The following is a 25,792-nucleotide window of genomic DNA, read 5'->3' as shown; positions in this document are numbered from 1 at the left end:
GCAAAGTTGGCATGCTGGTTTCACCAGTGTGCCTTCGCTTTGAGAAGAGGCGATCTAATGAGCATTTCTGCATCACAGGTAAAAGAACTCCGCGAACTCACCGGCGCCGGCATGATGGACTGCAAGGCAGCCCTTGCCGAAACCAATGGCGACATGGAAGCTGCCGTTGACTGGCTGCGCAAGAAGGGCATCTCGAAGGCCGACAAGAAGGCCGGCCGCACGGCCGCCGAAGGCCTCGTTGGCGTGGCTTCGAACGGCGCCAAGTCGGTTGTTGTCGAAGTCAATTCGGAAACCGACTTCGTTGCCCGCAACGACGCTTTCCAGGATATCGTCCGCAACGTCGCAAACGTAGCGCTGACGACCGACGGTACGACCGCCGCTGTTGGCGCCGCGACCTATCCCCCGACCGGCAAGTCGGTCGTCGACTCGATCAAGGACGCCGTCGGCACTATCGGCGAGAACCTTTCGTTCCGCCGTTCCGCTGCTCTGAGCGTCAGCCAGGGCGTCGTAGCGACCTACATTCACAACGCCGTCTCCGACGGTCTGGGCAAGCTCGGCGTTCTCGTTGCCATCGAGACGGCCGGCAATGTGGAAGCAGCACAGGCATTCGGCCGCCAGGTCGCCATGCATGTTGCCGCTACCAACCCGCTCGCCCTGACCGCATCGGAAGTCGACCCGGTTGCCGTCGAACGCGAAAAGGCGATCTTCGCCGATCAGGCCCGCCAGTCGGGCAAGCCGGAAAACATCGTCGAGAAGATGGTCGACGGCCGTATGCGCAAGTTCTACGAGGAAGTCGTGCTTCTCTCGCAGGCTTTCGTCATCAATCCGGACCTGACGGTCGAGGCGGCGCTCAAGGAAGCCGAGAAGTCGATCGGCGCTCCGGCCAAGATCACGGCCTTTGTCCGTTTCGCTCTTGGCGAAGGCATTGAGAAGGAAGAAAGCGACTTCGCAGCAGAAGTCGCCGCAGCTGTGAAGAAGTAATCTTACGCAACTGAATTCAAAGGGCATCGCGTGACAACGCGATGCCCTTCGTGTATCCGAACTCTGCTAAAAACTTGCAACAACTCCAAGGAGGTCCCATGGCTGGCACGGCTGTCTACAAACGCGTTCTGCTGAAGGCCTCCGGGGAAGCTCTGATGGGGGACCAGGGGTTTGGAATTGATGTGGCAGTGGCCGATCGCATTGCCAGCGACATTGCCGAAGCGCGCGCACTCGGCGTGCAGGTCGGCGTCGTCATCGGCGGCGGCAATATCTTCCGCGGCGTGGCTGTTGCCTCAAAGGGAGGCGACCGCGTTACTGGCGACCACATGGGCATGCTGGCAACTGTCATCAACTCGCTCGCATTGCGCACGTCCCTGGCGAAGCTTGGGATCGATACCGTGGTTCTATCGGCGGTGGCAATGCCAGAACTGTGCGAGACCTTTTCCCAACGTCAGGCCACGGCCTATATGGACATGGGGAAAGTCGTGATTTTTGCCGGCGGCACGGGCAATCCCTTTTTCACCACGGATTCGGCCGCGGCGCTCCGTGCAGCGGAAATCGGCGCCGATGCCTTGTTCAAGGGCACCCAAGTCGATGGAATTTACTCCGCCGATCCGAAGAAGGATCCGCACGCGGTTCGGTTTGACCACCTTACCCACAAAGATGTGCTTGATCGCGGCCTTGCAGTGATGGATACCACTGCTGTTGCTCTTGCACGCGAGAACAATATCCCAATAATCGTCTATTCAATCCACGAGAAGGGTGGATTTGCGGAAATCCTGCAGGGTAGAGGACGCGCAACCGTCGTATCGGACTAGTTGATCGTATCTGCCGGGCCTTTCGCCGAGAATAAGGAGCAGTGACTATGAGTGACGCACTCGATCTAAATGACCTGAAACGCCGCATGGACGGAGCCATCCAGGCATTGAGGCATGATCTTAACGGTCTGCGCACCGGTCGTGCCTCCGCAAGTCTTCTCGAACCGATCACCGTCGATGCCTATGGCTCGATGATGCCGCTGAACCAGGTCGCCAACATCACGGTACCGGAATCGCGCATGTTGTCGGTGTCGGTGTGGGACAAATCCATGGTCGGCAAGGTGGAGCGCGCAATTCGCGATGCAGGGCTCGGTCTCAATCCGATTACCGACGGCAACAATCTTCGTATTCCACTGCCCGAGCTCAATGAGCAGCGCCGCAAGGAACTGGTCAAGATCGCCCATCAGTATGTCGAGCATTCCAAGGTTGCAGCGCGCCACGTCCGCCGCGACGGCATGGACGAGTTGAAGAAGCTCGAAAAGGATGGGGCGATCAGCCAGGACGACAATCGCGTCCTGTCCGAAAAAGTCCAGAAGCTGACCGACGAGACCATCGCAGAAATGGATAAGGTCGTTGCAGCCAAAGAAGCGGAAATCATGCAGGTCTAATATCTCGCAAGAGATGTGCTCGATCCGCTAACTGGAGGTCAATGCCTATGTCCATCCCACGCCACATTGCCATCATCATGGATGGAAATGGCCGTTGGGCAAAGGCGAGGGGTCTGCCCCGTACGGCAGGCCACAAGGCTGGCGTCGAGACGCTGCGTGAAACCATCCGGGCTGCCGGCAAGATGGGCATCCCGTTCATGACGCTGTTTGCCTTCTCGTCGGAAAATTGGTCGCGTCCGCGTTCCGAGGTTTCCGACCTGATGGGCTTGCTGAAGCTCTTCATCAGGCGCGATCTGGCCGATCTGCACCGTGAGAACGTCCGGGTGCGCATCATCGGTGAACGCGAAGGGCTGGGGAAAGACATTCGCGCTCTCCTGACGGAAGCCGAGACGCTGACTGACGCAAATACCGGTCTCACGCTCGTCATCGCCTTTAATTATGGTTCGCGCAACGAGATTGCCCGTGCGGTTCAACGGTTGGTTGCCGACGTCTCTGCCGGGGTTCTTGCCGCCGATGCGGTAACGCCGGAGGCGATCACAGCGCGCCTGGATACGGCCGGCATCCCGGATCCCGACGTGATTATCCGCACGAGCGGCGAAATGCGCCTTTCGAATTTTCTGCTCTGGCAGGCCGCTTATTCCGAGTTCGTCTTCCTTCCCTGCTATTGGCCGGATTTCCGCCCGTCGAATCTCGCCGAGGCGATTGAGACATTCCAGATGCGCGAACGGCGCTTTGGCGGCGTGACAGCCCAGGACATCGCTCTGTGACCTTCTTCGGAAGCGGCCTTTCCAATCTGCAAAAACGCATCATAAGCGCGATTGTCCTGATCGTCATTGCCGTGGCGATGACCTGGATGGGCGGATTCGCCTTCGGTCTCCTGGCCTCGGCAATCGGCATCAGCGTTTTCTATGAATGGCAGCTCATCATCACGAACCGCTCCACTCCTTTGACGCGGGGGCTGGCATGGGGTTGCCTCCTGCTGCTCGTGGTCGTGCTGCTTTTTGCCCAGGATGCGTTCGTGATGATGGCCATCCTGTTCGGCGGTGCCTTCATCATCGCCGCGGTCGGTCGACGGGAGACCGGCTACTGGCCGGCGGCGGGGCTCCTCTATGCGGGGCTGCCTTGCATTGCGCTTACCTTGCTGCGCGGCGATACGGGCGATGGCTTTGCCGCCATTCTTTTCCTGTTTGCGGTGGTCTGGGCGACCGACATATTTGCCTATTTCAACGGCAAGGCGCTCGGCGGTCCCAAACTTGCCCCGCGGTTTTCACCCAACAAGACCTGGGCGGGTGCCATCGGCGGTGCGGCTGCCGGTGTCGCCGCCGGCGTTGCCTGCGCGGCATTCATCGGTCCTGCCGGCGGCGTGCCAATTCCGCTCATCGCACTGCTCCTGTCCGTGGTCGCCCAGATCGGCGATCTTGGGGAATCGTGGATGAAGCGAAAGTTCGGCGTCAAGGATTCGAGCCGCCTCATACCCGGTCACGGTGGCGTGATGGACCGGGTCGACGGGCTTGTCGCTGCGGCAGCATTACTATACGTCATCGGTGCAGTTCTGGTGTCGCCGGAAACGCCATACGACATACTTTTCTAGACGGCTGAGCTTTGAGGCCCGATACGGGCCGTGCCAATGTGTTGCAGCCCGGAGGATACATAGACGGACATGCTGCACACCCTTTTTGGCACACAAAGCATACTAATCGGCACCATCCTGCCATTCCTGATAGTTTTGACTGTCGTCGTCTTCGTCCATGAAATGGGGCACTATCTGGTCGGTCGTTGGTGCGGAATCGGCGTCAAGGCTTTCTCTGTCGGCTTCGGACCGGAACTCATCGGATTCAACGACCGCAAGGGAACGCGCTGGAAACTCTGCGCCATTCCTCTCGGCGGTTATGTGAAATTCGCCGGCGACGAAGGAGTAACGAGTTCGCTCGCTGCGCCTGCCGCTGCAATGAGCGCCGAGGAGCGCGCCGTTTCCTTTCATACGCAGCCCGTATGGAAGCGTGCTGCGACTGTCTTTGCCGGACCGGCGTTCAATATCCTGCTCACCATTGCGATTTTCTCCGTCTTCTTTGCCCTCTACGGCAAGATGGTAGCCGATCCGATGGTTGCGGAAGTGCGACCGGGAGGTCCGGCAGCCATTGCAGGATTTCAGCCTGGCGACCGGTTTGTCAGCGTCGACGGCGACAAGGTTGAAACCTTTGCCGATGTTCAGCGCATCGTTTCCTCGCGCGGCGGCGATTCGCTGAACTTCGTCGTCGAACGCAACGGACAGGACGTCAAGCTGACGGCGACGCCGGAATTGACTGAACAAAAGGACCCGCTTGGGAACACTGTCAAAATCGCAGTGATCGGCGTCGTCAACAACCAGGAACTCGGCAACTTCCGGCGCATTGAGTACGGCCCGGTCGAATCAGTCGTGCAGGCCGTGCGGGAAAGCGGCTTCATCATGGCCCGCACCGGGCAGTTCTTCGGACGATTCTTCGCCGGACGCGAGGATAAATGCCAGCTCGGTGGCCCCGTGAAGATCGCGACAATGGCGGGGCAGGCGGCAAGCCAGGGAGTGGACTGGCTTATACAGCTGACAGCGATGCTGTCGATCGGAATTGGCCTCCTCAATCTTTTCCCGTTGCCGCCGCTCGATGGCGGGCATCTCGTCTTCTACGCCGCCGAGGCAGTCATCGGCAGGCCCGTCAAACCGGCCGTGCAGGAGCTGTTCTTCCGCTTTGGCTTCTTTCTCGTGCTTGGTTTCATGGGATTCGTCATCTTCAACGATCTCTTCGCCTGCCGGTGACAAAGATTAAACATTGATGAAAATTAGAGGCTTGGGCTGGCAAATGGACATGATCTGTTTACTATAAGCCCTTATTGGCGTGGCAGGGATGCCACGCTTTCGCGTGAAGTAAACAGATTTTAACCGTAAGCCTTGCGTGTATGTAAAAACCGGTTATGACGGTGTGCGAGTAAGTGCTTAGTCCGGGATCTCGCCCGGGGACAACGAGAAAACGAAGGTTCATAAGGCCTATGGCGGCAAGTTCAAGATTTGTTGGTGCAGCGTCGGCGCTCGCCATATCAGCGGCGCTGGTAAGTTCTGGTGCAATCGTGACCACGGTTGCAGGCGTAACAGTCGCGCAGGCAGCAACAGTTAGCCGCATTGAAGTGCGTGGTAATGCTCGTGTCGACGCCCAGACGGTGCGCGACAATCTCGGCATTACCCCAGGCAAGCCTTTCACCAATGCCGATATCGATGAGGCCACCAAGCGTCTGTTTGCGACCGGCCTGTTCAGCGATGTGCGCATCAGCCAGGCAGGCGGCGCGCTTATCGTTCAGGTGTCCGAGCATCAGGTTGTCAACCAGGTGATCTTCCAGGGCAATAAGAAGATCAAGGACCCGCAGCTGCAGAATGCCGTTCAGTTGAAGCCGCGCGCTTCGTTCGATCAGGCAACGCTTGATGCTGATGTGGAAGCCGTACGCGCTGCCTATCGCAATGTCGGCCGCAGCGACGCGACCGTCAACGCCCGCACGATGGATCTCGGCGAAGGACGTGTTAACGTCGTTTTCGAGATCAACGAAGGCGATCGCACCAAGATCACTGCAATCAATTTTGTCGGTAACCAGGCATTCGGCGACCGTCGCCTCAGCGACGTGATCTCGACCAAGCGTTCCAATCCGCTGTCCTGGCTGACCCGCAACGACGTCTATAGTGAAGACCGCCTGCGCGCTGACGAAGAAGCGCTGCGCCGCTTCTACTACAACCGCGGCTATGCGGATTTCCGCGTCGTTTCCTCGACTGCCGATCTTGATCCGGCGACGAACGATTATACCATCACCATCACGGTTGAAGAGGGTGAGAAGTACACATTCGGCCCGATCCAGATCGAAAGCTCCGTTGAAGGTGTCGATACCTCGCAGCTCAATGGTCTCGTAAAGACGCGCGAAGGCGATACCTACAGCGCCAAGGACGTCGAAGATTCGATCATCAAGGTTTCGGAGCGCGTTGCCGGTCAGGGCTACGCCTTCGCCAAGGTTGAGCCGCGCGGCGACCGCAACTTCGAGAATCACACGATTTCGGTTACCTATGCCATCGATCAGGGCCCGCGCGCCTATGTCGAGCGCATCGAAATTCGCGGCAACGAAAAGACGCGTGACTTCGTCATTCGCCGCGAATTCGATGTCAGCGAAGGCGATGCCTTCAATCAGGTTCTCATCCAGCGCGCCAAGCGCCGGCTCGAAGCCCTTGATTTCTTCACCACCGTCAACATTTCGACCGCTCCCGGTTCGCAGCCGGATCAGGTGATCCTTGTCGTGGACGTCGTCGAGAAATCAACCGGTGAATTCTCGATCGGTGGTGGTTATACGACCGGTGGCGAAAATCCTGGCCCGACGGTGGAAGGCTCGATCACCGAGCGCAACTTCCTTGGCCGCGGCCAGTATATCCGCATTGCGGCAGGTGCCGGTCTCGACAACAACCGTTCCTACTCGCTGTCATTCACCGAGCCCTACTTCCTCGGTCAGCGCATTGCAGCGGGTTTCGACATCTACAAGCGCCAGTCCGGCGTCAGCGACAAGTATGAAACCGATGTGACCGGTGGCACGATACGTTTTGGTCTGCCGATCTCGGAGGCACTGGTTGCAGGCGTTGCCTATAACCTGTCGCGCGAAGAATACACGATCGACGACGAAGCGATGATCCCGGGCACGAACATCCCGGATCCGACCGAAATCTCGCAGGCGTTCATCGATGCGGCTGAAGAGAGCCCGTGGATCAAGTCGTCCGTGAGCTGGTCGTTGACTTACAACACCATCGACGACACCAAGAACCCGCATGACGGTATCTATGCGAAGTTCAACCAGGAATATGCTGGTCTCGGCGGCGACGCGAACTTCTTGAAGTCGACCTTCAAGGGCCAGTACTACAAGACCTTGTCTGACGAGATGGACATTGTCGGTCTCCTCGGTGTCGGTGCTGGCTATATTGCCGGCTTCGGCGACGAAGATCTTCGCGTGTTCGACTTGTTCAAGAACAATTCGGAAATGATCCGCGGCTTCAAATATGCCGGTATCGGTCCTCGCGATACCACCGTTACCGATTCTAAGGGCAGCTTCCTCGGCGGCACAACTTACTTCAATGCCTCGGCGGAAGCTCAGTTCCCGATGCCCGTGATACCGGAAAGCCTCGGCATCCGTGGCGCGGTCTTCGCGGATGCGGCAACGCTCTATGGTAACGACCTTCCGGAAGCGCAGGGCACGACTGGTTCCGAATGGCGCGCATCGCTTGGCGCCAGCATCATGTGGGCCTCGCCCTTCGGCCCGCTGCGCTTCGACTATGCGGTCCCGGTCAAGAAGGTTGACGGCGATCAGGAGCAGAACTTCAACTTCGGCATGTCGAGCAAATTCTGATAGATTGCTGACCTCCCGGGGGACAAACTTCCCCGGGGGAGAAAGTTAGTCGATGGCCGATCCGATTTTTTATGAGCCACTCAAGAATGTGACTATTGGTCAGATCGCTGGTCTGACCAATGGCGTACTTGTGGATGGCTCATTAGCCAATCGCCTTGTGAAGCGTTTGGCTTCCATCACGGAATCGGGGCCTGATGCGCTTGTTTTCGTCGAAAGTAAGAAACATGCGCACAATCTCGCGGGATTGAAGGCGGCGGGCATCCTCTGCACCGATGAAATCAAGGCAAGTGTCCCGAAGAACGTGGCTGTCATTGTGACGCGGCATCCCCAACAGGATTTCGCTGCGATTGGCCGTGCGCTGTACCCGAATGCCGTCACAGCGCATTTGTGGAGTGGCCAGACAGGTATCTCCGAGCATGCAATCGTCGATCCGTCCGCTGAAATCGAAGACAATGTAACGATCGAGCCCGGCGCGATTATCGGCAGTAATGTATCGATCGGGTCGGGCACGGTGATTGCGGCAAACGTGGTTATCGGCAATGGCTGCAAGATCGGCCGCGATTGCTACGTGGCACCAAATTCTTCCATACAATATGCGTTTCTTGGCAATCGCGTGCTGCTGCATCCTGGCGTGCGTATCGGACAGGATGGCTTCGGCTATGTCGCTGGCAGGGCAGGGCTGGAAAAAATGCCGCAGCTTGGCCGTGTCATTATCCAGGACAATGTGGAGATTGGCGCGAATACCACGGTCGACCGGGGGGCACTGGCGGATACGGTCATCGGCGAAGGCACTAAAATCGACAATCTGGTGCAGATTGCCCACAATGTACGCATCGGCCGTCATTGTGTTATAGCCGCACAGTGTGGCATTTCCGGCAGCGTTGAACTCGGCGATATGACGAGGCTTGGAGGAAGCGTCGGCATTGCTGATCACGTCAATATTGGATCGCGCGTCGAGATTGCGGCGGCGAGCGGCGTGATGAATGATATTCCGGATGGCGAGAGATGGGCCGGCGCGCCCGCCCAGCCATTCAAGCAGTGGTTTCGTGAAATCGCCAGCGTTCGTGCGATGACGAGGACCAAGAAGGAGAGCGGTTCAGATGAGTGACAATGTGAAGGTGGACAGTCTCGGTATTGCCGACATCCAGAAGGTTCTTGCGAACCTGCCGCATCGTTATCCATTTCTGCTGATCGATCGCATTGTAGATATCGATCGCGACGTTTCGGCCACCGGTATCAAGAATGTGTCGATCAACGAACCACATTTTGCCGGACACTTTCCTGAACTGCCGATCATGCCTGGTGTTTTGATCATCGAAGCCATGGCGCAGACAGCCGGCGCAATCGTGCTATTCCATAATGGCAGCGGCAAGCCAGGCAAGGTCTTCTTCATGACCATCGACAATGCCAAGTTCAGAAAACCGGTCGTTCCGGGAGACCAGTTGAAACTGCGCGTCACCAAGCTCAAGCAGCGGGGCAACATCCATAAATATGGATGCATCGCCGAGGTTGACGGTTTCAAGGTGGCGGAAGCCGAAGTCGCCGCCATGGTCAGTTTCCCTGATGAAGATGAGACCGGCGCCTGATGTCCTTGTCCATTATTCACCCGACCTCGATCATCGAGCCGGGCGCAGTCATTGGTGAGAGGGTTTCGATCGGCCCGTTCTGCCATGTGGGTCCCGATGCCGTTATCGGCGATGATGTTGAACTCCTGAGCCACGTGGTCATCATGGGCCCGACGACGCTGGGGAATGGCGCGAAGGTCTATCCGAACGCCGTACTCGGCGGCGAGCCGCAGAACACCAAGCATAAGGGTGGGCGCACAACCCTCGTCATCGGCAGGAACTGCGTCATCCGCGAAGGCGTCACCATGCACCGCGGCACGGACGGAAGCCGCGGCATAACTACGGTCGGCGATGACTGCATGTTCCTGGCCTATGCACATGTCGCGCATGATTGCATCATCGGCGACAACGTGACTTTTTCCAACAATGTCATGATCGGCGGCCATGTCACCATCGGCAATAATGTGATTATCGGCGGCGGCGCGGGGATTCATCAGTTTGTGCGCGTTGGCCACCATGCCTTCATCGGCGGGCTTGCGGCGCTGGCGAGCGATCTCGTGCCCTATGGAATGGCAATAGGCAACCACGCCTATCTTGGTGGACTGAACATCATTGGCATGAAGCGGTCTGGCATGGCCCGTCCGGAGATTCACAAGCTCCGTCACGCCGTGCGCATGCTATTCGATCGTACGAAGTCGATCAGGGCGAGGGCAGACGACGTTCGCGCTGCCTATCCGGATTCGCCGGCTGTCGCGGACCTGATCGACTTCATCACCACTGATACCAAGCGCGCTTACTGCACGCCGCCGCTCGATTCCGCTATCGAGATCAGTGACAGTGACGACAACAGCTAAAGCGCCTCCCGCGATTTCAGGCCGGACAGCCATCGTCGCTGGCAATGGCCAACTCCCTCTGGCCGTGGCCGAGAGCCTGCGAAAGCAGGGCGCCGATCCGTTGATGATCGCCATCAAGGGCGAGGCGGAGCCTTCGATCTATCAGGGAAAACACGCCGAGATTTCAATCGTCGAACTCGGTGGGCTCGTCAGGATCCTGAAGGCCGAAGGCATCACGAATGTGGTACTGGCGGGCGGCGTTCGTCACCGCCCGGAGTTTCGCCACGCCTTGCGCCCCGGCAACGGCAATCTTGTGGCCCTCTACCGCTTCCTGCGCGCGTTCCGGCTTGGTGATGACGGGCTTCTGCGCGCCGTTATCGCAACCATCGAATCCTATGGATTTCGGGTTGTGGGCGCCCATGAGATCGTCCCTGACATTCTAACGCCTGAGCCATCGACGCTTACGCGCAAACAGCCGGATCAGGACAGCATCGCCAATATGCAGGCCGCTCGGCGGGCTGCTGCTGCCATCGGCGCGCTCGATATCGGCCAGGGGGCAGTTGCGGTGGGTGGCCGCGTAGTTGCGCTCGAGGGGGTCGAAGGAACCGACGCAATGCTGCAGCGCGTCGCTGAGTTGCGTCTGGCGAAACGCATACACAGCACGGGCGGCGTGCTCGTCAAATGCGCCAAACCGCAGCAGGAGGTGCGGGTGGATCTTCCGGCGATCGGCATCAGCACCATTGAGAATGCCGCAAAGGCCGGCCTCAAAGGCATCGCCATCGAGAGCGGGCGTACATTGATCCTCGGCTACGAGGAAACGATAAAGGCCGCCAATGAGGCCGGCCTGTTCGTCGAGACCTTTGTCCAGGAGACGCGCACCGATGGCAGCTGAAAAACCGCTGCGCCTCGCGATCGTAACGGGCGAGGAATCCGGTGATCTGCTCGGTGCCGATCTCGTCGAGGCACTGCGTCGCAGCTTCCCCGGCGCCGTGACGCTGACAGGCGTTGGCGGCGAGCATCTTGCCGCACTTGGTCTCGACAGCCTGTTCGATCAGCATGAAATCGCCCTTGTGGGCCTGAGTGCCATCGTCAAGAAGCTGCCGCAACTCATCCGGCGCATATCTCAACTTGCCAATGCGATTGTCGCCGCCAAACCCGATTGCCTGGTGATCATCGACAGCCCCGACTTCACGCATCGCGTAGCGCGCAAGGTGAGGGCGGCCGACCCTTCGATCCCTATCGTCGACTACATAAGCCCCTCGGTCTGGGCCTGGCGGCCGGAGCGGGCCAAGGCGATGCGATCCTATATCGACCATGTGCTTGCAATCCTGCCTTTCGAAGTGGAGGCCTTGAAGGATCTTGACGGTCCGCCTGCGACCTATGTCGGCCATCGGCTCGTTTCGCACGCGCCGCTTCTTGAAGCTGCCCGGCAGAACCGCTCGCGCGAAGCGCAGCTTGGCGAACGCACCGAAAAGAATCTCGTTGTCTTGCCGGGATCGCGCCGGTCCGAGGTAACGAGCCTTGCGGAGCCGTTTGGAGAAGCCATCGAACTTCTCGCCAAACGCGGCAATCGGATCAAGGTGACGCTGCCCACTTTGCCGAAGATCGAGCCACTGGTCAGGGAGCTTACAGCGGGCTGGAAAATCCAGCCGGACATAGTCGTCGGCGAGGCACAGCGTCTGCATGCTTTTGCGGCCGCCGATGCCGCGCTTGCGGCGTCCGGCACCGTGTCGCTTGAGCTTGCGCTCGCCCGCATCCCGACCGTTCTCTCTTACCGGCCGGACTGGCTCGCGCGCACCTTTCTGGCACCGCGCATTACCATCTGGAGCGCGGCTCTGCCGAACATCATCGCAGATGCACCGGTCGTGCCGGAATACTTTAACGTGTTCGTTCGCGCTGGATCTCTGGCCCGCCAGCTCGAACAATTGCTGGTTCCCGGCCATCGCCGCAGCGCTCAGCTCGAAAGTTTCGACAAGATTTCCAGTCTGATGCAGACCGAACGCCCGTCCGGCGAAATCGCAGCGCAGAAAGTGCTGGAGCTGGCAAAGCGCAGCTAAGCTGAACGCTTGCCGCTGCAAAGACGTTCACGTTGAAGCTTAACGAATGATGCAAGGGCTGACGGCGTCGTAAACCGGTAAACTTTACCTGAAAATCCACTCATTCGCGCGAGATCGCGTTCGCGATGATCTCTTCTGTACCTAATGACATAGCGCAGAAACTGCCAATCGAAGCGCTCAGGACATCCAGGCCCAAGTTCGTTGCCCCGGATTTCTCCTAAGCCACGGGCCGTTCTTAGAATGACGCGCCAAAGGCAACACCAAGTAGGATAATCCAGGTGAATAATCGTCGGCACGAGCGAGCCTTTGCTGAAGCGTGCCGCTGTAAGTCCCATCCATGATCCATTCCGGCTGAGCCGACAGAGATTCTACGATGACCCTCCAGGCATCTCTGCTGGGCTCTTCCCATCCGGGCAACCAATAGTGGCGGTCGAGGTGGATCAGCGGAAGTCCGGTAATCTCCGCAAGTTGCTTCGCCACCGTTGATTTACCGGCACCGGAACAACCAACAACCAATACGCGCTTCATGCTGCGCACCTTTATTAATAGCTTTTGCAAAACACGAATGAAAAAATGTAGTTGGAGCAAAAAAGGGCGCCAAACGGCGCCCCTTTATTCATTACGGCTGCAGGCAGCTTACTTGCGATTCTCGACGCTGACATAGTCGCGCTGTGTCGCACCGGTGTATAGCTGGCGCGGACGACCGATCTTCTGGTGCGGGTCCTCGATCATCTCCTTCCACTGGGCGATCCAGCCAACCGTACGTGCCACGGCGAAAAGCACGGTGAACATGGTGGTGGGGAAGCCGAGAGCCTTCAATGTAATACCCGAATAGAAGTCGACATTCGGATAAAGCTTCTTTTCGATGAAATATTCATCTGTTAGCGCGATTTTCTCGAGCTCCATGGCAACGTCGAGCAGCGGATCGTCCTTGATGCCGAGTTCGCCAAGGACTTCCTTGGTGGTCTGCTGCATGATCTTCGCGCGCGGATCGTAGTTCTTGTAGACCCGGTGGCCAAATCCCATAAGGCGGAACGGATCGTTCTTGTCCTTGGCGCGGGCGATAAACTCCGGAATGCGGTCGACCGAGCCGATTTCGCCGAGCATGTTGAGTGCGGCTTCGTTGGCGCCGCCATGGGCAGGACCCCACAGGCAGGCGATGCCTGCTGCGATACACGCAAACGGGTTTGCGCCGGAAGAGCCTGCGAGGCGCACGGTTGACGTCGACGCGTTTTGCTCATGATCCGCATGAAGAATGAAGATCCGGTCCATCGCGCGTGCAAGCACTGGATTTGGCACATAGTCTTCACAGGGCACGGCAAAGCACATGTGCAGGAAGTTGGTCGCGAAATCGAGGTTGTTGCGCGGATAAACGAATGGCTGGCCGATGTGGTACTTGTAGGCCATGGCAGCGAGGGTCGGGATCTTGGCGATCATGCGGATCGAGGCGACCATGCGCTGATGCGGATCGGAAATATCGGTCGAGTCGTGGTAGAACGCGGACAGCGCGCCGACGCAGCCGACCATGACCGCCATGGGATGCGCGTCGCGGCGGAAACCACTGAAGAAACGCGACATCTGCTCGTGCACCATCGTGTGATGCGTTACGCGGTAATCGAAATCGGCCTTCTGGCTCTTCGTCGGCAGTTCGCCGTAGAGCAGCAGATAGCAGGCTTCGAGAAAATCGCCATGCTCGGCCAGTTGCTCGATAGGATAGCCGCGGTGCAGCAGGATGCCTTCATCGCCGTCGATATAGGTTATCTGCGACTCGCAGGACGCCGTGGACGTGAAACCGGGATCATAGGTAAACGCGCCCGTGTTCTTGTAGAGTGTCCCAATGTCCACGACATCCGGTCCAATGGTCCCCTTGCGCACGGGCATTGAGAACTGGTGACCATTTAGATCGATGTTGACGTTGTTTTCAGACATTGCCGTTCCTTTCTTGCTTCAGCTTGCGCTGATCCAGCGCAAAAGCACTTGCCTCAAGCGAGGCCGTAGATCGTGAATTCCTCAGGCACGACACCGTACTCAAACGGCGCGATGTTGCAATGCAAAATTCGCCTGAAGGACGCACTTCTCATCCTTTTACCTGGTCCTTGATCCGGCCGAGGGATTCGTCCCTTCCCAGCACCTCAAGTACGTCAAAAACACCCGGAGACGTTGCTCTTCCTGTCAATGCGGCACGCAGCGGCTGTGCCACTTTGCCGAGTTTGAGCCCGGTTTTTTCGGCATAGACCCGCACTGCGGCATCGAGCGCGGACGCCGTCCAGTCATCGACCGCAGCAAGCTCGGGCAACACGCCGGCCAGCACGCCCAAACCTTCGTCATTCAGCAGTGCCGCTGCCTTGTCGTCGAGCGTCAGCGGACGATCAACGAAAAGATATTTCGCGCTGTCGGCAAGTTCGACAAGCGTCTTTGCGCGCTCCTTGAGGCCGGGCATGGCCGCCACGAGTTGCTGCCTCGTCGTATCGTTGAGCCGGGCGAGAATTGCTTCGCCGCCCTCGATCTCGGGCAGGATAGCGATCATGGCATCGACCAACGCGGCATCGTCCGTGATGCGCATATAATGGCCGTTAATTGCCTCGAGCTTCTGGAAATCGAAGCGGGAGGCACCGCGATTAATGTCTGATATCTCGAACCACTCGATCATCTGTGCGTCCGACATGATCTCGTCGTCGCCGTGGCTCCAGCCCAGGCGGACGAGATAATTGCGCAGTGCGGCGGGCAGGTAGCCCATTGCGCGATACGCCTCAACCCCGAGCGCACCGTGGCGTTTCGAAAGCTTGGCGCCATCCGCGCCGTGAATGAGTGGAATATGGCCCATAACCGGTACATCCCAACCCATGGCGTTATAAATAACGGTCTGACGCGCTGCGTTGGTCAGGTGGTCGTCACCGCGAATGATATGCGTAACGCCCATGTCGTGGTCGTCAACGACCACTGCATGCATATAGGTAGGCGTACCATCTGAGCGCAAGATGATGAAATCGTCGAGATCCTTGTTAGGGAAACGTACGTCCCCCTGCACCTGATCGTGCACGACAGTTTCGCCTTCCTGCGGCGCCTTGACCCGAATGACCGGCTTGATGCCCTCAGGTGCTTCCTTGGGATCGCGGTCGCGCCAGCGTCCGTCATAACGCGGCGGCCGGCCTTCGGCGCGGGCTTTCTCGCGCATTTCTTCAAGTTCGGCCGGCGATGCGTAGCAATAATAGGCTTTGCCCTTGGTAACGAGATCCTCGGCGACCTCGCGGTGGCGACCGGCGCGGGCGTATTGGGACACTGCCTCGCCATCCCAATCGAGGCCGAGCCACGTCAAACCGTCGAGGATGGCGGTTACCGCCGCCTCCGACGAACGTTCGCGATCCGTATCCTCGATCCGCAGCAGCATCTTGCCACCCGTATGCTTTGCATAGAGCCAGTTGAACAGTGCCGTGCGGGCACCGCCAATGTGGAGGTAGCCGGTAGGGGATGGGGCAAAACGTGTAACGACAGGGGACGACATGGGAGCTCCAGGGACGCGTCGCACTATCAGACGAACGTCCAATCGAATTGATCTGGCGTTCATGTAGCATAGCACCGCTGAGGTGCAAGGGTATTGGTGCTTGGGGGCAAATGGAGGAGCCGCAGACCAGATCAAAAATCGATGAGCGGCTATTCTTTTTCAGTGCTCACGACACTGAGAACGCCGTTGTGACCTATCCAGGCACAGCAACGGGCGTTCTGGGCCGAGGGACCGAACTCTCTGCGGGTAGGCGACCCATGGCGATTGCCATGGCGGCGACGAGGCGCGCCTTCATCAAAGCGCCGACGCTTTTTAGCCAGGAGATCGAGTGCGGCACGCTGTTTTTGTTTCTCCCGGTGTGTTGCGGCATCGGCGCCATCATCTATTTCGGCGTATCTGCGGAGCCGAGACTGAGCGCCATTTTGTTCGGGCTGACCCTGCTTGTCGGGCTGATGCAGCTCGCACACGCCCGTCCGAGGACCAGACTGGCGCTCGCCTTTGCGGTTGCCGTTGTCGCGGGAATGGTCGCCGGCAAGCTCGAAACCATGCGTGCGGATACGAGGATGCTGGGGTCGGAGATTACCACCCGTTTGACCGGGCGCGTCGTGACCATGGCCCGAGACGCAAGAGGCGGGTGGCGCGTCACCCTCGATATTGTTGCAACCGAGCGGCCGACGCTCCGCTATTCGCCGCAACGGGTTGTCGTGTCGGCGCGATCAGTGCCTGCTGGAACGAAGATCGGAGCGGGACTGCAGGGCCTCGTCCACCTGCGGCCGCAGCGAGGTCCGGTACGGCCCGGCAATTACGATTTTGCATTCAATAATTACTATAAGGGCATAGGCGCCAACGGTTTTTTCCTCGGAAAACCTCAACTCGCCGCAGTGCCGGCCGATGAGGCGCTTGCGTCTCAAGCCTGGCAGACGGTGGCCAATATCCGCCAACAACTTACCCAGCGCGTGCTTTCCCGTATCAAGGGGGAGCCGGGCGATATTGCGGCTTCGCTGATTACCGGCCAGCGCGACGGCATTAGCGAGGCGACGAACGATGCAATGCGACTGAGCGGCCTTTCGCATATTCTTTCGATTTCCGGTTTTCACATGGCGCTGGTCGCCGGTATCATCGTCGGCTCGCTTCGCGCCAGCATGGCCCTCTTTCCCGGATTTGCCGCCCGCTATCCGATGAAAAAACTGGCGGCATTCGTCGCCCTTGCCGGTTCCGGCTTCTATCTTCTACTGTCCGGCGCCGATGTCGCGGCGCAGCGCAGTTTCGTGATGCTGGCGGTGATGCTCATTGCCATGATGGCCGATCGCGCGGCAATCTCCATGCGCAATCTCGCCATCGGCGCTTTGATAACGATAGCGCTGCTGCCGCATGAAATTCTGGGGCCGAGTTTCCAGATGTCATATTCGGCGACAGGCGCGCTCATCGCATATTACGGATGGAGATCGCGCCGGAAGGACAGGTCAACCGGACGAAAGGCGAGGGACTTCTTCTGCGTTTGCCGATGATGGCGGCAAGCCATGTCGGCGCCATCGCCATGACGTCGTTGGTTGCCGGGACGGCGAGCTCGATCTTCGCCGCCTACCATTTCAACAACACAGCGCCGCTCGGGCTTGTGGGCAACGCGCTGGCGCTGCCCGTTGTCTCGATCTTTGTGATGCCGTTTGCGGTGCTTGCTGTTCTTGCGATGCCATTTGATCTCGATTGGCTGCCGTTTGCGGTCATGGAACACGGCATCGAATGGGTCATTGCGATCGCGAAGATCGTCAGCGCGCATTCGCCAAGCGGCAGTTTGGGATCAATGCCGCAAACGAGCCTGCTTTTGATGACCGCGGGACTGGTCCTGCTTATGTTGCTGACAACACGGCTGCGGCTCGTCGGATTCGCGGTGATGGCCCTAGCGATAGTACCGCTCCTCTCGGCACGTCCGCCGGATATAGTGATTGCCGAAGAGGGCAGGCTTGTCGCCTTGAGCGCCCCCGACGACGCGCTGACGGTGAACCGCGGCACGGCAAGCCGTTTCACCCTCGATAACTGGCAGCAGGGGTACGGCGCAAATCAAGTGCTCACGCCGGCAAAGAATGGTGCACCGCCGACCGACGGGCAGTTTGAGTGCGTGGACGGCGTTTGCCTAGCGAGGGAAACCGGCGGCCTGATTGTCGCCTATACGGATGATGCGACCAAAAAATCAACGGCTTGTGCCGAGGGCGATATCGTTGTCCTTGCCTTCACCGGTCCCGCTGCAACCTGCGACCCGGGGGAACTTCTTGTAATTACGGCGCAGGAGTTGGCGTTACGCGGTTCCGCAGAAATAAGGCTCGGCGATAGCAAGGTCGATTCACCCGCCGGCCTTGATGCGGCTACAATTACTTTAAAACAACTGCAGGCACGCCTCCAGTCTGCGAAAACCACCTACGCCGTAAGCTCTCCGGAGCGCCCATGGAATGCCTATCGGGTCTTTTCCCGCACCGCCCGTAATCTTGCGGAGCAAAAACCGCAACGGCGTGCTGCAAAGACCAAGCCACCGGCAGACGATCAGGAAAATCCGATACGTCAGTAACGGCGGATCAAACCGACCAGCTTGCCCTGCACGCGCACCCGATCCGGCCCGAATATGCGTGTCTCATAGGCCGGATTGGCGGCCTCGAGGGCAATCGACGCTCCCTTGCGCCGAAAGCGCTTCAAGGTTGCCTCTTCGTCATCGACCAGCGCTACCACGATTTCACCGGGATTGGCCGTGTCGCCGCGCCGGATGACGACCGTATCGCCGTCGAAGATGCCCGCCTCGATCATGGAATCGCCCTTGACCTCCAGCGCGTAGTGCTCGCCGCTGCCGATCATGTCCGGCGGCAGGCCGATCATATGGGTCTGGTTCTGGATGGCGGATATCGGCACACCAGCCGCGATCCGGCCCATGACGGGTATGTTGATGATCGTCGGCGCACCCTCATCATCCGAAGCGCGCGGCTGCGGGCGGGGCGGGGCCACGTTGCGGCCGAGGCTTCCCTCGATCACACTTGGCGAAAATTTCTTTTGCGCATTGAGGCCAGGCGCAATCGAATCCGGCAAGCGCAGAACTTCCAGCGCCCGCGCGCGGTTAGCAAGCCGGCGAATGAATCCACGTTCCTCGAGCGCCGTTATCAGCCGATGTATGCCTGATTTGGACGCAAGGTCCAATGCATCCTTCATCTCGTCAAAGGATGGAGGGATGCCGGTTTCCTTCAGGCGCTCATGGATGAAGAGCAGAAGTTCGTGTTGTTTACGCGTGAGCATCGGCGATCCTTCGAAACGGAATCGGAAAAACAAAACCAGAACAAACACTATCTGTTCCAGTTGTGTTCCACAAGTATTAATATGTCGTGTAGAAGGAGTGCGCCGATATCGAAAATCGCGGAAATGACCCCGCGCCGGTACCACAGCGACGCAAATAATGACGATGTGTCAGTACTTGCCGACGAGGTTGAAGAAAACACCACGGTCGTTGAGCGTCAGATCGCGCAGATCGTCCGAGAAATTGCCGAAATTGTAGCCGACGCCGACCTTGAAGTTATCGCCGACGTGGCGATAGACGGCGGTGAGCACACCAAGGTCCGTCGTATCCGCTTCGGCCATGTACATGACGCGCCCTTCAAGCAAGGCGTCCCATTTCTTGACGATGTGAAAATCGGTTCGAACAATGCCGAGATGCGCCGACGAAGTCTGCCAATCGGAGAATGCGTCGAGATCGTCCTGAAGCCGCTCGCGCACTTCGCCGTAGCGGAAGCCATATTTCGCGCCGACGGACAGCCAGGGAACGAGATCGTAGGTGAAATCGGCGGAAAGAATGTTGCTGCGCTGTGCTGGCCCGTATTCGTCGCCAGTTACCGCGCTGACCTGATCCTCGCCCGGAAGATCGTAAAGCCAGGTGTATTTGAAAAGGGCGTTCAGCCGGTCATTCGTGATCGGACGATAGGCATATCCAAGCGAGGCTTCGACATAGTCGCCATCCCTGAACGAACCATCACCGTTCGAGTCTGAGAGAACTGAATCGATATTGACGAGCAGCCGCCAGTTGTCGTTCGTTTTCCAGCTGAAGCCCGTTGCGAAGAGGTAGGTGTTGAGATCGCGGGTATCATCGTCGGAATCTTCGAAACGAGTCTCACCGCGAATGCGCGCGGCAATGCGATCCTCATCCTTGTAGCCGACCGACAGGGAGATCGCCTTGCGGTCGAAATCGGAACGTTCGAGATTTGTGGAGGGATCGATCGTATCGTCTTCGACTGTGCCGATCTCGAGCCCGCCATCGACCGTCCATTTGGCATCGGGCGTATAGACGACACCGTAGGTTTGGGCGAGCGAATTGCGCCTGCCGAAAAGGTCGTAATTGTTTTCAGCATAGGTCGACCAATAATCGTCAAGCTTGCGCCGCGCACCGATGACGATCGCGCCATAATCAGTCCCATCAAGATCGTAGCTACGGTCAAGGTCGAAGGCGCGATCCGGGTCGAGGCGGTAGCCGAGATAGTAACTATCCTCCGCTGTCGGCTCATAGGTGACGGCGGCGAGGGCGCCCAGCCCGGTCGCGCCATAGGAGACTTCGCCGCTCAGCCCGATCTTTTCGGTGATCTGATATTCGGCGCCGACGCCCAGACGGTCGCCGCGTTCGATGTCGCCGGATCGCGACAAAGTTCCCTGGCCGAAACCGTAATAGGTATGGTCGGCATCGGGTGCATATTCCAGACGAGCGCCGGCATCGAGCCGCGACCCGTCATAGCCGGACTTGTTCGAAGCGGTTGCCAGCGGATTGCTGAGTTCGAGATAGGTGACGCCGAACGAGGCCTTCCAGTATTCGTTCAGCTGCTTGCTGATCGCGGCAGCGCCCTTGCGCTTCGACCTGCCGCCGACGGCCTGATCGTAGAAATCATCGGTCGCTTCACCTTCCTTGAAATCGTCATAGGTGAGGTCGAGGCTCAGATCTTTCTTGATATCGATATCTGCCGAAAGTCCCCAGATCCGCTGATCCGCAGCGACCTGTTCCGAAAGGGTGGAAAAGCCCGCATCCTTTTCCTGGAAATATCCGCCGAGCGTGCCCTTGATACCACTCTTGCTGATATCCTCCAGGTCGAGCTGTGCCCGTGTGCGCCACGCCGTCGCCAGACGGCCCCGCGTGCCCGTCGTCTGCACGTCGCTCAAGGTCAACCCGCCATCGGTGGAGCGGGACGTGCCGAAGCCCGGTCCATCGGACCGCGATATTTCGCCTTCGATGAAGGTCGTATCGGAATGGCGGACCTTGATGTCGGCGCCATAGGCCTTCTGGTTGGCGAGGCCCGTATTTTCGTTCATGCCGGTGACGCCGACCCGGACCTTGTCGTCCAACCACTGCTGCGCCCGTCCGCCATAGGCATAGCCGTCAAGGTCGCCAGCGATGGGCGTGTATTCGTATTGGGAAACGAGATAGACCTTGTTGCCGCCAAGCGCGCCTTCGCGCACCGGGCCCGTCGTCCCGGTCGAAGAGGAAAGCGGCCGCTTCAGGATCAGCATGCCCTGCAGGTAATCGAACGAATAGTCTTCGCCGTAGCGCAAGGTGCGCCGCTCTATGATCTGTCCGGTTGTCGAATCGCGGACTTCCACCGTCACGGTTTCGGAGCCGATCGTTATGTCCTGCCGGCGCATGAAATAGGCGGATCCGCCGGTCCCGAGGAATTCGTCGCGTTGCGGCAGCGTATCCGGTTGCGCGGCATAGATCGTCACCTCGGTGTTGCGCTCGCCGAACGGCGTCGTCTTCTCCGAGCGATAGGCCGAGCTCGCGCCGTAGAGTGCACGGTCCGAGCGCATGAACTCCGTACCCTGGATGATCGCCTTATAGCTCCCCCACAGGACCTGGCTGTCGCCGCGCTCGAGCCGCACGTAGAATTTGCCCTTGGTGGGAGCGTCGTCGATCGCCGTGGAATCGTCACCATAGATCGGGTAATAGTCGTTCGGGTCGAGCCGCCGCAGCAATTGCCGCGGATCCTTGGCATCGAGTCCGCGGAACATATGATCGAGACTGTCTTCTCCTGTGTCGGCCGAGGCGGTCAGCAGATATTTGCCCTTGATCTTGCCTTTCACGTAAAAGGCGAGGCGACCCTTCGTATAAATGTCGTCATATTCGCCCGGCCGCACGGTCTCAATATGATTGCTGCCGCTATTCTTGCCGATGGTGAGGTCAGCCAGCGCCACATAGAACCAGTCATTATTGGGGATGTTGATCTGGCGGCGAAAGTCGAGGGCGCTGCCCTTCGCGCCGACGACAGTCACGTCCACATCATGATCGCCGGGCGGCAAAATGCGCTGCATGACGAAGGAACGTTCGCGATCGACGGGAATCGTATCGTCGAGCGCCTGCACCCTGTAGCCTTCCGGAACGTTGCGGCCGTAGACGGTGACAGCACCGCCACGAACCGGGATGTCGCGTGATCCGGTATTATCCTCGGTCATGCCCGGCGCGACCGCATTCTCCTCTTCCCGTGGCAGGTCGCGATCCATGCGGCGAAGCGGGCGCGGCAACGTCTCGTCATAGCGGTTGTCGGCATCATAGACCCGCAGCACGTATTTGAAGCGCTGGTCGTCATTCTCGGTTGCCGGCATGGTCCAGCCGGCTTCGCCGTTGACCGGAATCGCAATGACTGCGACCGGCTTGTCCGTGAGCTGCTCGTCATCCTCGAAGACGCGAATTTCGGAACGCTGGATGAAGGCAGGGTAGTTGCTGGTCGCAAGGAAGCGGATCGGCTCGCCCGTCCGATATGCTGTGCGCACCGGCGACGTCGAAACATTGAGTACCGGGCGCGCGTCCAGCCCATCGAACTTGACCTGGATATCGACCGCGTTGAGCCCTTGTTTTGGCGTGGCTCTGTCAGATCCAGCCTGCACTGCAGAGTGGGTTCGTGCGTTGCTCTCCTTGGGCCCGATCCCGGGCTGCGGTTCATTGCTTTTGACGACCGTCTCACCCTCGACGCTGATCGCAAAGGGAATGTCCCCAGCACTATCGAATGCGGACCGGGCATCAGGCACCGTGACGCGGGAGCCTTTGGCTACTGGAGCGGTTTGCACTGTCCCGGCAGCGCAATCGGTCTCTATGCAGGCGCTCGGCTTCGCTGCCGCCGCTCCTTCCTGCGCTGTGGCTCTGGACGTCGTGAGATGCACCAAGAGAACGGTACAACCCGCCATAAGCAACCGCGCTTTGCGCCATGCAACCGCGTGATTTTGAGGCCGGGTGGACACTTCAAAGCGGTCTTGGCTCATTGACCCGCCTCCACCCGCGTTTCGATGTTGAGCTCATACCGGCCTCCGGCGGCCTGCCATCGCTTGGCGATGGCGTCCTCAATCGCTTGCATGCGTTTGGTGGCGAGGTCGCCGGAACGCGTGGGGTAACTGATCCGCAGCGTTGCCTCCTGCTGCATCAGCATCTCGATCAACGCATCCAGGCCCTTGTCCCATCGCGGCTTCAGCGTCGTGAGAGAAGGTTCGAAGGCTTCGTCCTTGAGATCGAGCCGCACCACGCGGCCTTGCGCCGCGCCGAAGTTGAGCTTCGACATCTTGCCGGCGGTGAGACGGATCACCCGCGGGTTCTCGGTGGTCAGGTGGTAGCCGGCAGGCAGGGTGCGCGTATCCAGCTTCATGATGAAATTGGAGCCGATACGCGCATCCGGAAGATCAGCGCAGGCAACGTGGAAGCGGCCAAATTCGTCGGTGGTCACCAGCAAGCCGCGCACGGTTGCAATACGCACCCCGGGCAGGCCCGGTTCGCCGTCGTTCGGGTAGCCATCGCTGTTAAGGTCATCGAACACGCGGCCGACGAGATCGCCGCAATCGAAGACCGGTTCGACCATGATCTCGACGGCAGCGCTCGCCTCGGGGGCGAGCCTTTTGCCGCTTGCACCAAGCGCTTGCGCCTTGTTGACGTGCTTGCCCGGTCCGGCCGTGCTCAGCGCCAGCATTTGCAGGCGGATGACTGCGTCGCCTTTCGGACCAAGCGTCAGATTGTCAAAACGCAAGTTGGAACCGTCAATGCGCGGTTCGACGGCTTTGCCATCGAGCGTCGCCGATCCGTCGACATAGCGGAAGCCTGCGGGGAGACGGTCAAGAACCATCAATCCTGCGACGTTGCTGTTGTTCTTGTTGGTAACCTTGATCGTGAACGGCGCCTTCTCGCCGCGGCGTATCTGCCGCAGTCCGGCCTGTTTGGTGATCGTTACGGAAGACGCTTGGGCCGCTGGCAATTCGAGAACTGCAGTCGCCTCGGCCGAATCGACGACGGTGATCTTGCCTTGCCCCGGATTGGTGTAGGCAAAGCCGCGCCCGGCATTGCTTTCTGGAGCTTGTTGCCGCGTATAGGTGCCTTCGGCTTTTGCCTTGTTGACAATCCCGTTCGCGATACCTGCAGCCACATCGATATCGGACTGCGCCAGCGTGTAGGTCGCCTCGAACACTTGCGTCTGTTTCGGGGCAAGGGCGGTCGGCCCCGGCGTAACCGCGCTGAGTTTGTTGGTGGCAGGCTGCTTGTTGAACGTCGGACCCTGATCGGTGGGAATGACGTCGTTGACGACGACATTTCCGGTATTGGTAACTTCGAAACGATAGCTGATCGTTTCGCCCGCCTCGTATAGGCCACTGCCATCGATATCGTTGAGCTTGGCAGTTTTGACCAACGCAATCGTCGCGTTCTGCTCGATGGGCGTCCGCACTTCGCTGGCCGTGCTGGTTACAGTCGCCGTCGTTGGCGATCCTGTAACCCTCGCTGTGGCGGTCGCTGTGTTGGCAACCCCGCCGGCATCGATATCGGCTTGCGTCAGCGTGTAGCGCGCCGTGAAAGTGCTTGTGTCTTCCGCCCCCGGCGCCAGCAAGGCGAGGGGTCCGCCACTGACTACGACATTCGGCAGATCGTCGCTGATCGAAATATTGTTGAGCGTGACGTTGCCGGTGTTCCTGACGGTGAAGAAATAGGTGATCGTTGCGCCGGCGGCATTTTTGGATGGCGGGCTTGCGGTCTTTAAGAGTTCGAGCGTCGCGCCCTGGCCGAGATTGGTCGTGACCGTGCTGGCGTTGCTTGTCGCGAACTTGCCATCGGGCATGGTGCCGGTGGCTGTCGCCGTGTTTTTAACCTTGCCGGCATCGATATCGGCCTGAGTAAGCGTGTAGATCGCCGTAAATGTTGTCGAATCGGTCGCTCCCGGTGCGAGCGAAGCGATGGGATTTCCGCTGACCACGATGCCGGACAGCGCTTCAGTGAGCTTGACGTCAGTGAGAGTGACGTTGCCGGTGTTCTTGACGGTGAAGCTGTAGGCAATTGTTGCCCCGGCAACGTTGCCGGTTGGCAGGCTTGCGGTCTTTAAGAGTTCGAGCGTCGCGCCCTGGCTGAAGGTGGTTGTGACCTTACTGGCATTGCTTGTCGTGACCTTGCCGTCTGGCAGCGTTCCGGAAGCTGTCGCCGTGTTTTCAACCTTGCCGGCATCGATATCGGCCTGTTTCAGCGTATAGAGCGCGGTGAAGGTTTTGTCGTCGAATGCCCCCGGCGCAAGCTCGGCAATGACCTCGCCGCTGACCACGGCATCGGCAAGCTTGTCGGTGAGCCTGATGTTCTTCAGCGTCACATTGCCGGTGTTCTTGACGGTGAAGCTATAGGCAATGGTCGAGCCGGCGGTTGTGCCCGATGGCGGTCCGGTCTTCTTTTCGAGGCTGAGCCCCGGCGCTGCCGTGATCGGCGTCGTCACCGCGCCGTCGCTGCTGATGTCGTCGCCCGACGGCAGCGTTGCGGTGACGGTGGCGGCATTGTCGACCTTGCCGGCATCGATGTCGGCCTGCTTCAGCGTATAGAGCGCGGTAAAGGTCGTGTCGTCGAAAGCCCCGGGGGCGAGCTCGGCAATGACATCGCCGCTGACCACGGCATCGGCAAGCTTGTCGGTGAGCCTGATGTTCTTCAGCGTCACATTGCCGGTGTTCTTGACGGTGAAGCTATAGGCAATGGTGGAGCCGACCGTATTGCCCGACAGCGATGTGACCTTCTTTTCGAGCAC

At 59.1% G+C, this 25,792-nt stretch carries 20 protein-coding genes; 14 read left to right on the top strand and 6 right to left on the bottom strand.

Annotated elements, in window-relative coordinates; genetic code table 11:
* The first annotated feature begins 57 nt into the window (after window positions 1–57).
* The 12 genes from tsf (at window position 58) to lpxB (ending at window position 12,259) form a co-directional block, all read left to right on the top strand.
* Window positions 58–981, top strand: a complete 924-nt coding sequence (gene tsf / locus AC1DNI_RS10165) for a translation elongation factor Ts (protein ID WP_477691808.1) — start codon at window positions 58–60, stop codon at window positions 979–981.
* 98 nt (window positions 982–1,079) lie between these two features.
* Complete coding sequence (gene pyrH / locus AC1DNI_RS10160) at window positions 1,080–1,799, top strand: UMP kinase (RefSeq protein WP_027232605.1); 720 nt, start codon at window positions 1,080–1,082, stop codon at window positions 1,797–1,799.
* Between the two features lie 47 nt (window positions 1,800–1,846).
* Complete coding sequence (gene frr / locus AC1DNI_RS10155) at window positions 1,847–2,407, top strand: ribosome recycling factor (protein ID WP_027232606.1); 561 nt, start codon at window positions 1,847–1,849, stop codon at window positions 2,405–2,407.
* Between the two features lie 47 nt (window positions 2,408–2,454).
* The gene (locus tag AC1DNI_RS10150) at window positions 2,455–3,174 is read left to right on the top strand and encodes an isoprenyl transferase (protein WP_027232607.1); all 720 of its coding nucleotides are present in this window, start codon (window positions 2,455–2,457) and stop codon (window positions 3,172–3,174) included.
* Window positions 3,171–3,998, top strand: a complete 828-nt coding sequence (locus tag AC1DNI_RS10145) for a phosphatidate cytidylyltransferase (protein ID WP_477691807.1) — start codon at window positions 3,171–3,173, stop codon at window positions 3,996–3,998. The genes AC1DNI_RS10150 and AC1DNI_RS10145 overlap by 4 nt, the downstream gene beginning before the upstream one ends.
* Window positions 3,999–4,067: 69 nt before the next feature.
* The gene (gene rseP, locus AC1DNI_RS10140) at window positions 4,068–5,198 is read left to right on the top strand and encodes an RIP metalloprotease RseP (protein ID WP_477691806.1); all 1,131 of its coding nucleotides are present in this window, start codon (window positions 4,068–4,070) and stop codon (window positions 5,196–5,198) included.
* Between the two features lie 230 nt (window positions 5,199–5,428).
* Window positions 5,429–7,804, top strand: coding sequence for an outer membrane protein assembly factor BamA (gene bamA, locus AC1DNI_RS10135; protein WP_027232610.1), 2,376 nt, complete (start codon window positions 5,429–5,431; stop codon window positions 7,802–7,804).
* 52 nt (window positions 7,805–7,856) lie between these two features.
* A complete protein-coding gene (gene lpxD, locus AC1DNI_RS10130) occupies window positions 7,857–8,912 on the top strand; it encodes a UDP-3-O-(3-hydroxymyristoyl)glucosamine N-acyltransferase (RefSeq protein WP_477691805.1) in 1,056 nt (351 codons plus the stop codon).
* The gene (gene fabZ / locus AC1DNI_RS10125; protein ID WP_091949539.1) at window positions 8,905–9,390 is read left to right on the top strand and encodes a 3-hydroxyacyl-ACP dehydratase FabZ; all 486 of its coding nucleotides are present in this window, start codon (window positions 8,905–8,907) and stop codon (window positions 9,388–9,390) included. Before lpxD ends, fabZ begins: the two co-directional genes overlap by 8 nt.
* Entirely contained in the window at window positions 9,390–10,223 is an 834-nt protein-coding gene (gene lpxA / locus AC1DNI_RS10120) for an acyl-ACP--UDP-N-acetylglucosamine O-acyltransferase (protein ID WP_477691804.1), read from the top strand. The genes fabZ and lpxA overlap by 1 nt, the downstream gene beginning before the upstream one ends.
* Window positions 10,207–11,094, top strand: coding sequence for an LpxI family protein (locus AC1DNI_RS10115; protein WP_477691803.1), 888 nt, complete (start codon window positions 10,207–10,209; stop codon window positions 11,092–11,094). The genes lpxA and AC1DNI_RS10115 overlap by 17 nt, the downstream gene beginning before the upstream one ends.
* Window positions 11,084–12,259 (top strand): lipid-A-disaccharide synthase, encoded by a 1,176-nt coding sequence (gene lpxB, locus AC1DNI_RS10110; RefSeq protein ID WP_477691802.1) that lies wholly within the window; start codon window positions 11,084–11,086, stop codon window positions 12,257–12,259. Before AC1DNI_RS10115 ends, lpxB begins: the two co-directional genes overlap by 11 nt.
* 177 nt (window positions 12,260–12,436) lie before the next feature.
* Here lpxB and AC1DNI_RS10105 read toward each other — a convergent pair whose 3' ends face one another.
* From AC1DNI_RS10105 to gltX, 3 genes are all read right to left on the bottom strand, one after another.
* Window positions 12,437–12,787, bottom strand: a complete 351-nt coding sequence (locus AC1DNI_RS10105) for a P-loop NTPase family protein (RefSeq protein WP_477691801.1) — start codon at window positions 12,785–12,787, stop codon at window positions 12,437–12,439.
* Window positions 12,788–12,895: 108 nt separating this feature from the next.
* Window positions 12,896–14,188, bottom strand: a complete 1,293-nt coding sequence (gltA, locus tag AC1DNI_RS10100; RefSeq protein WP_027232616.1) for a citrate synthase — start codon at window positions 14,186–14,188, stop codon at window positions 12,896–12,898.
* Window positions 14,189–14,336: 148 nt separating this feature from the next.
* Complete coding sequence (gltX, locus tag AC1DNI_RS10095; RefSeq protein WP_477691800.1) at window positions 14,337–15,761, bottom strand: glutamate--tRNA ligase; 1,425 nt, start codon at window positions 15,759–15,761, stop codon at window positions 14,337–14,339.
* Window positions 15,762–16,018: 257 nt separating this feature from the next.
* Here gltX and AC1DNI_RS10090 point away from each other — a divergent pair, with 257 nt between their 5' ends.
* Together AC1DNI_RS10090 and AC1DNI_RS10085 are read left to right on the top strand one after the other, a co-directional pair.
* A complete protein-coding gene (locus tag AC1DNI_RS10090) occupies window positions 16,019–17,269 on the top strand; it encodes a ComEC/Rec2 family competence protein (protein WP_477691799.1) in 1,251 nt (416 codons plus the stop codon).
* The gene (locus AC1DNI_RS10085) at window positions 17,200–18,321 is read left to right on the top strand and encodes a ComEC/Rec2 family competence protein (RefSeq protein WP_477691798.1); all 1,122 of its coding nucleotides are present in this window, start codon (window positions 17,200–17,202) and stop codon (window positions 18,319–18,321) included. The genes AC1DNI_RS10090 and AC1DNI_RS10085 overlap by 70 nt, the downstream gene beginning before the upstream one ends.
* On the opposite strand, the gene lexA is transcribed toward AC1DNI_RS10085, so the two are convergent.
* From lexA to AC1DNI_RS10070, 3 genes are all read right to left on the bottom strand, one after another.
* Window positions 18,315–19,034: a transcriptional repressor LexA gene (gene lexA / locus AC1DNI_RS10080; protein WP_477691797.1), complete on the bottom strand. Its 720-nt coding sequence runs from the start codon at window positions 19,032–19,034 to the stop codon at window positions 18,315–18,317. The two genes, AC1DNI_RS10085 and lexA, sit on opposite strands and share 7 nt — an antisense overlap.
* Window positions 19,035–19,202: 168 nt before the next feature.
* On the bottom strand, window positions 19,203–23,021 hold the full coding sequence (locus AC1DNI_RS10075; protein ID WP_477691796.1) for a TonB-dependent receptor: 3,819 nt from the start codon (window positions 23,019–23,021) through the stop codon (window positions 19,203–19,205).
* Window positions 23,018–25,792 (bottom strand): DUF7507 domain-containing protein (locus AC1DNI_RS10070; protein ID WP_477691795.1); only part of this gene is annotated, 2,775 nt, incomplete at its 5' end. The genes AC1DNI_RS10070 and AC1DNI_RS10075, both read right to left, overlap by 4 nt.

This window comes from Phyllobacterium sp. 01N428 (genome assembly GCF_056399405.1).
The sequence above is the reverse complement of the archived record's forward strand: the minus strand, read 5'-3'. Positions and strand labels throughout refer to the sequence as shown.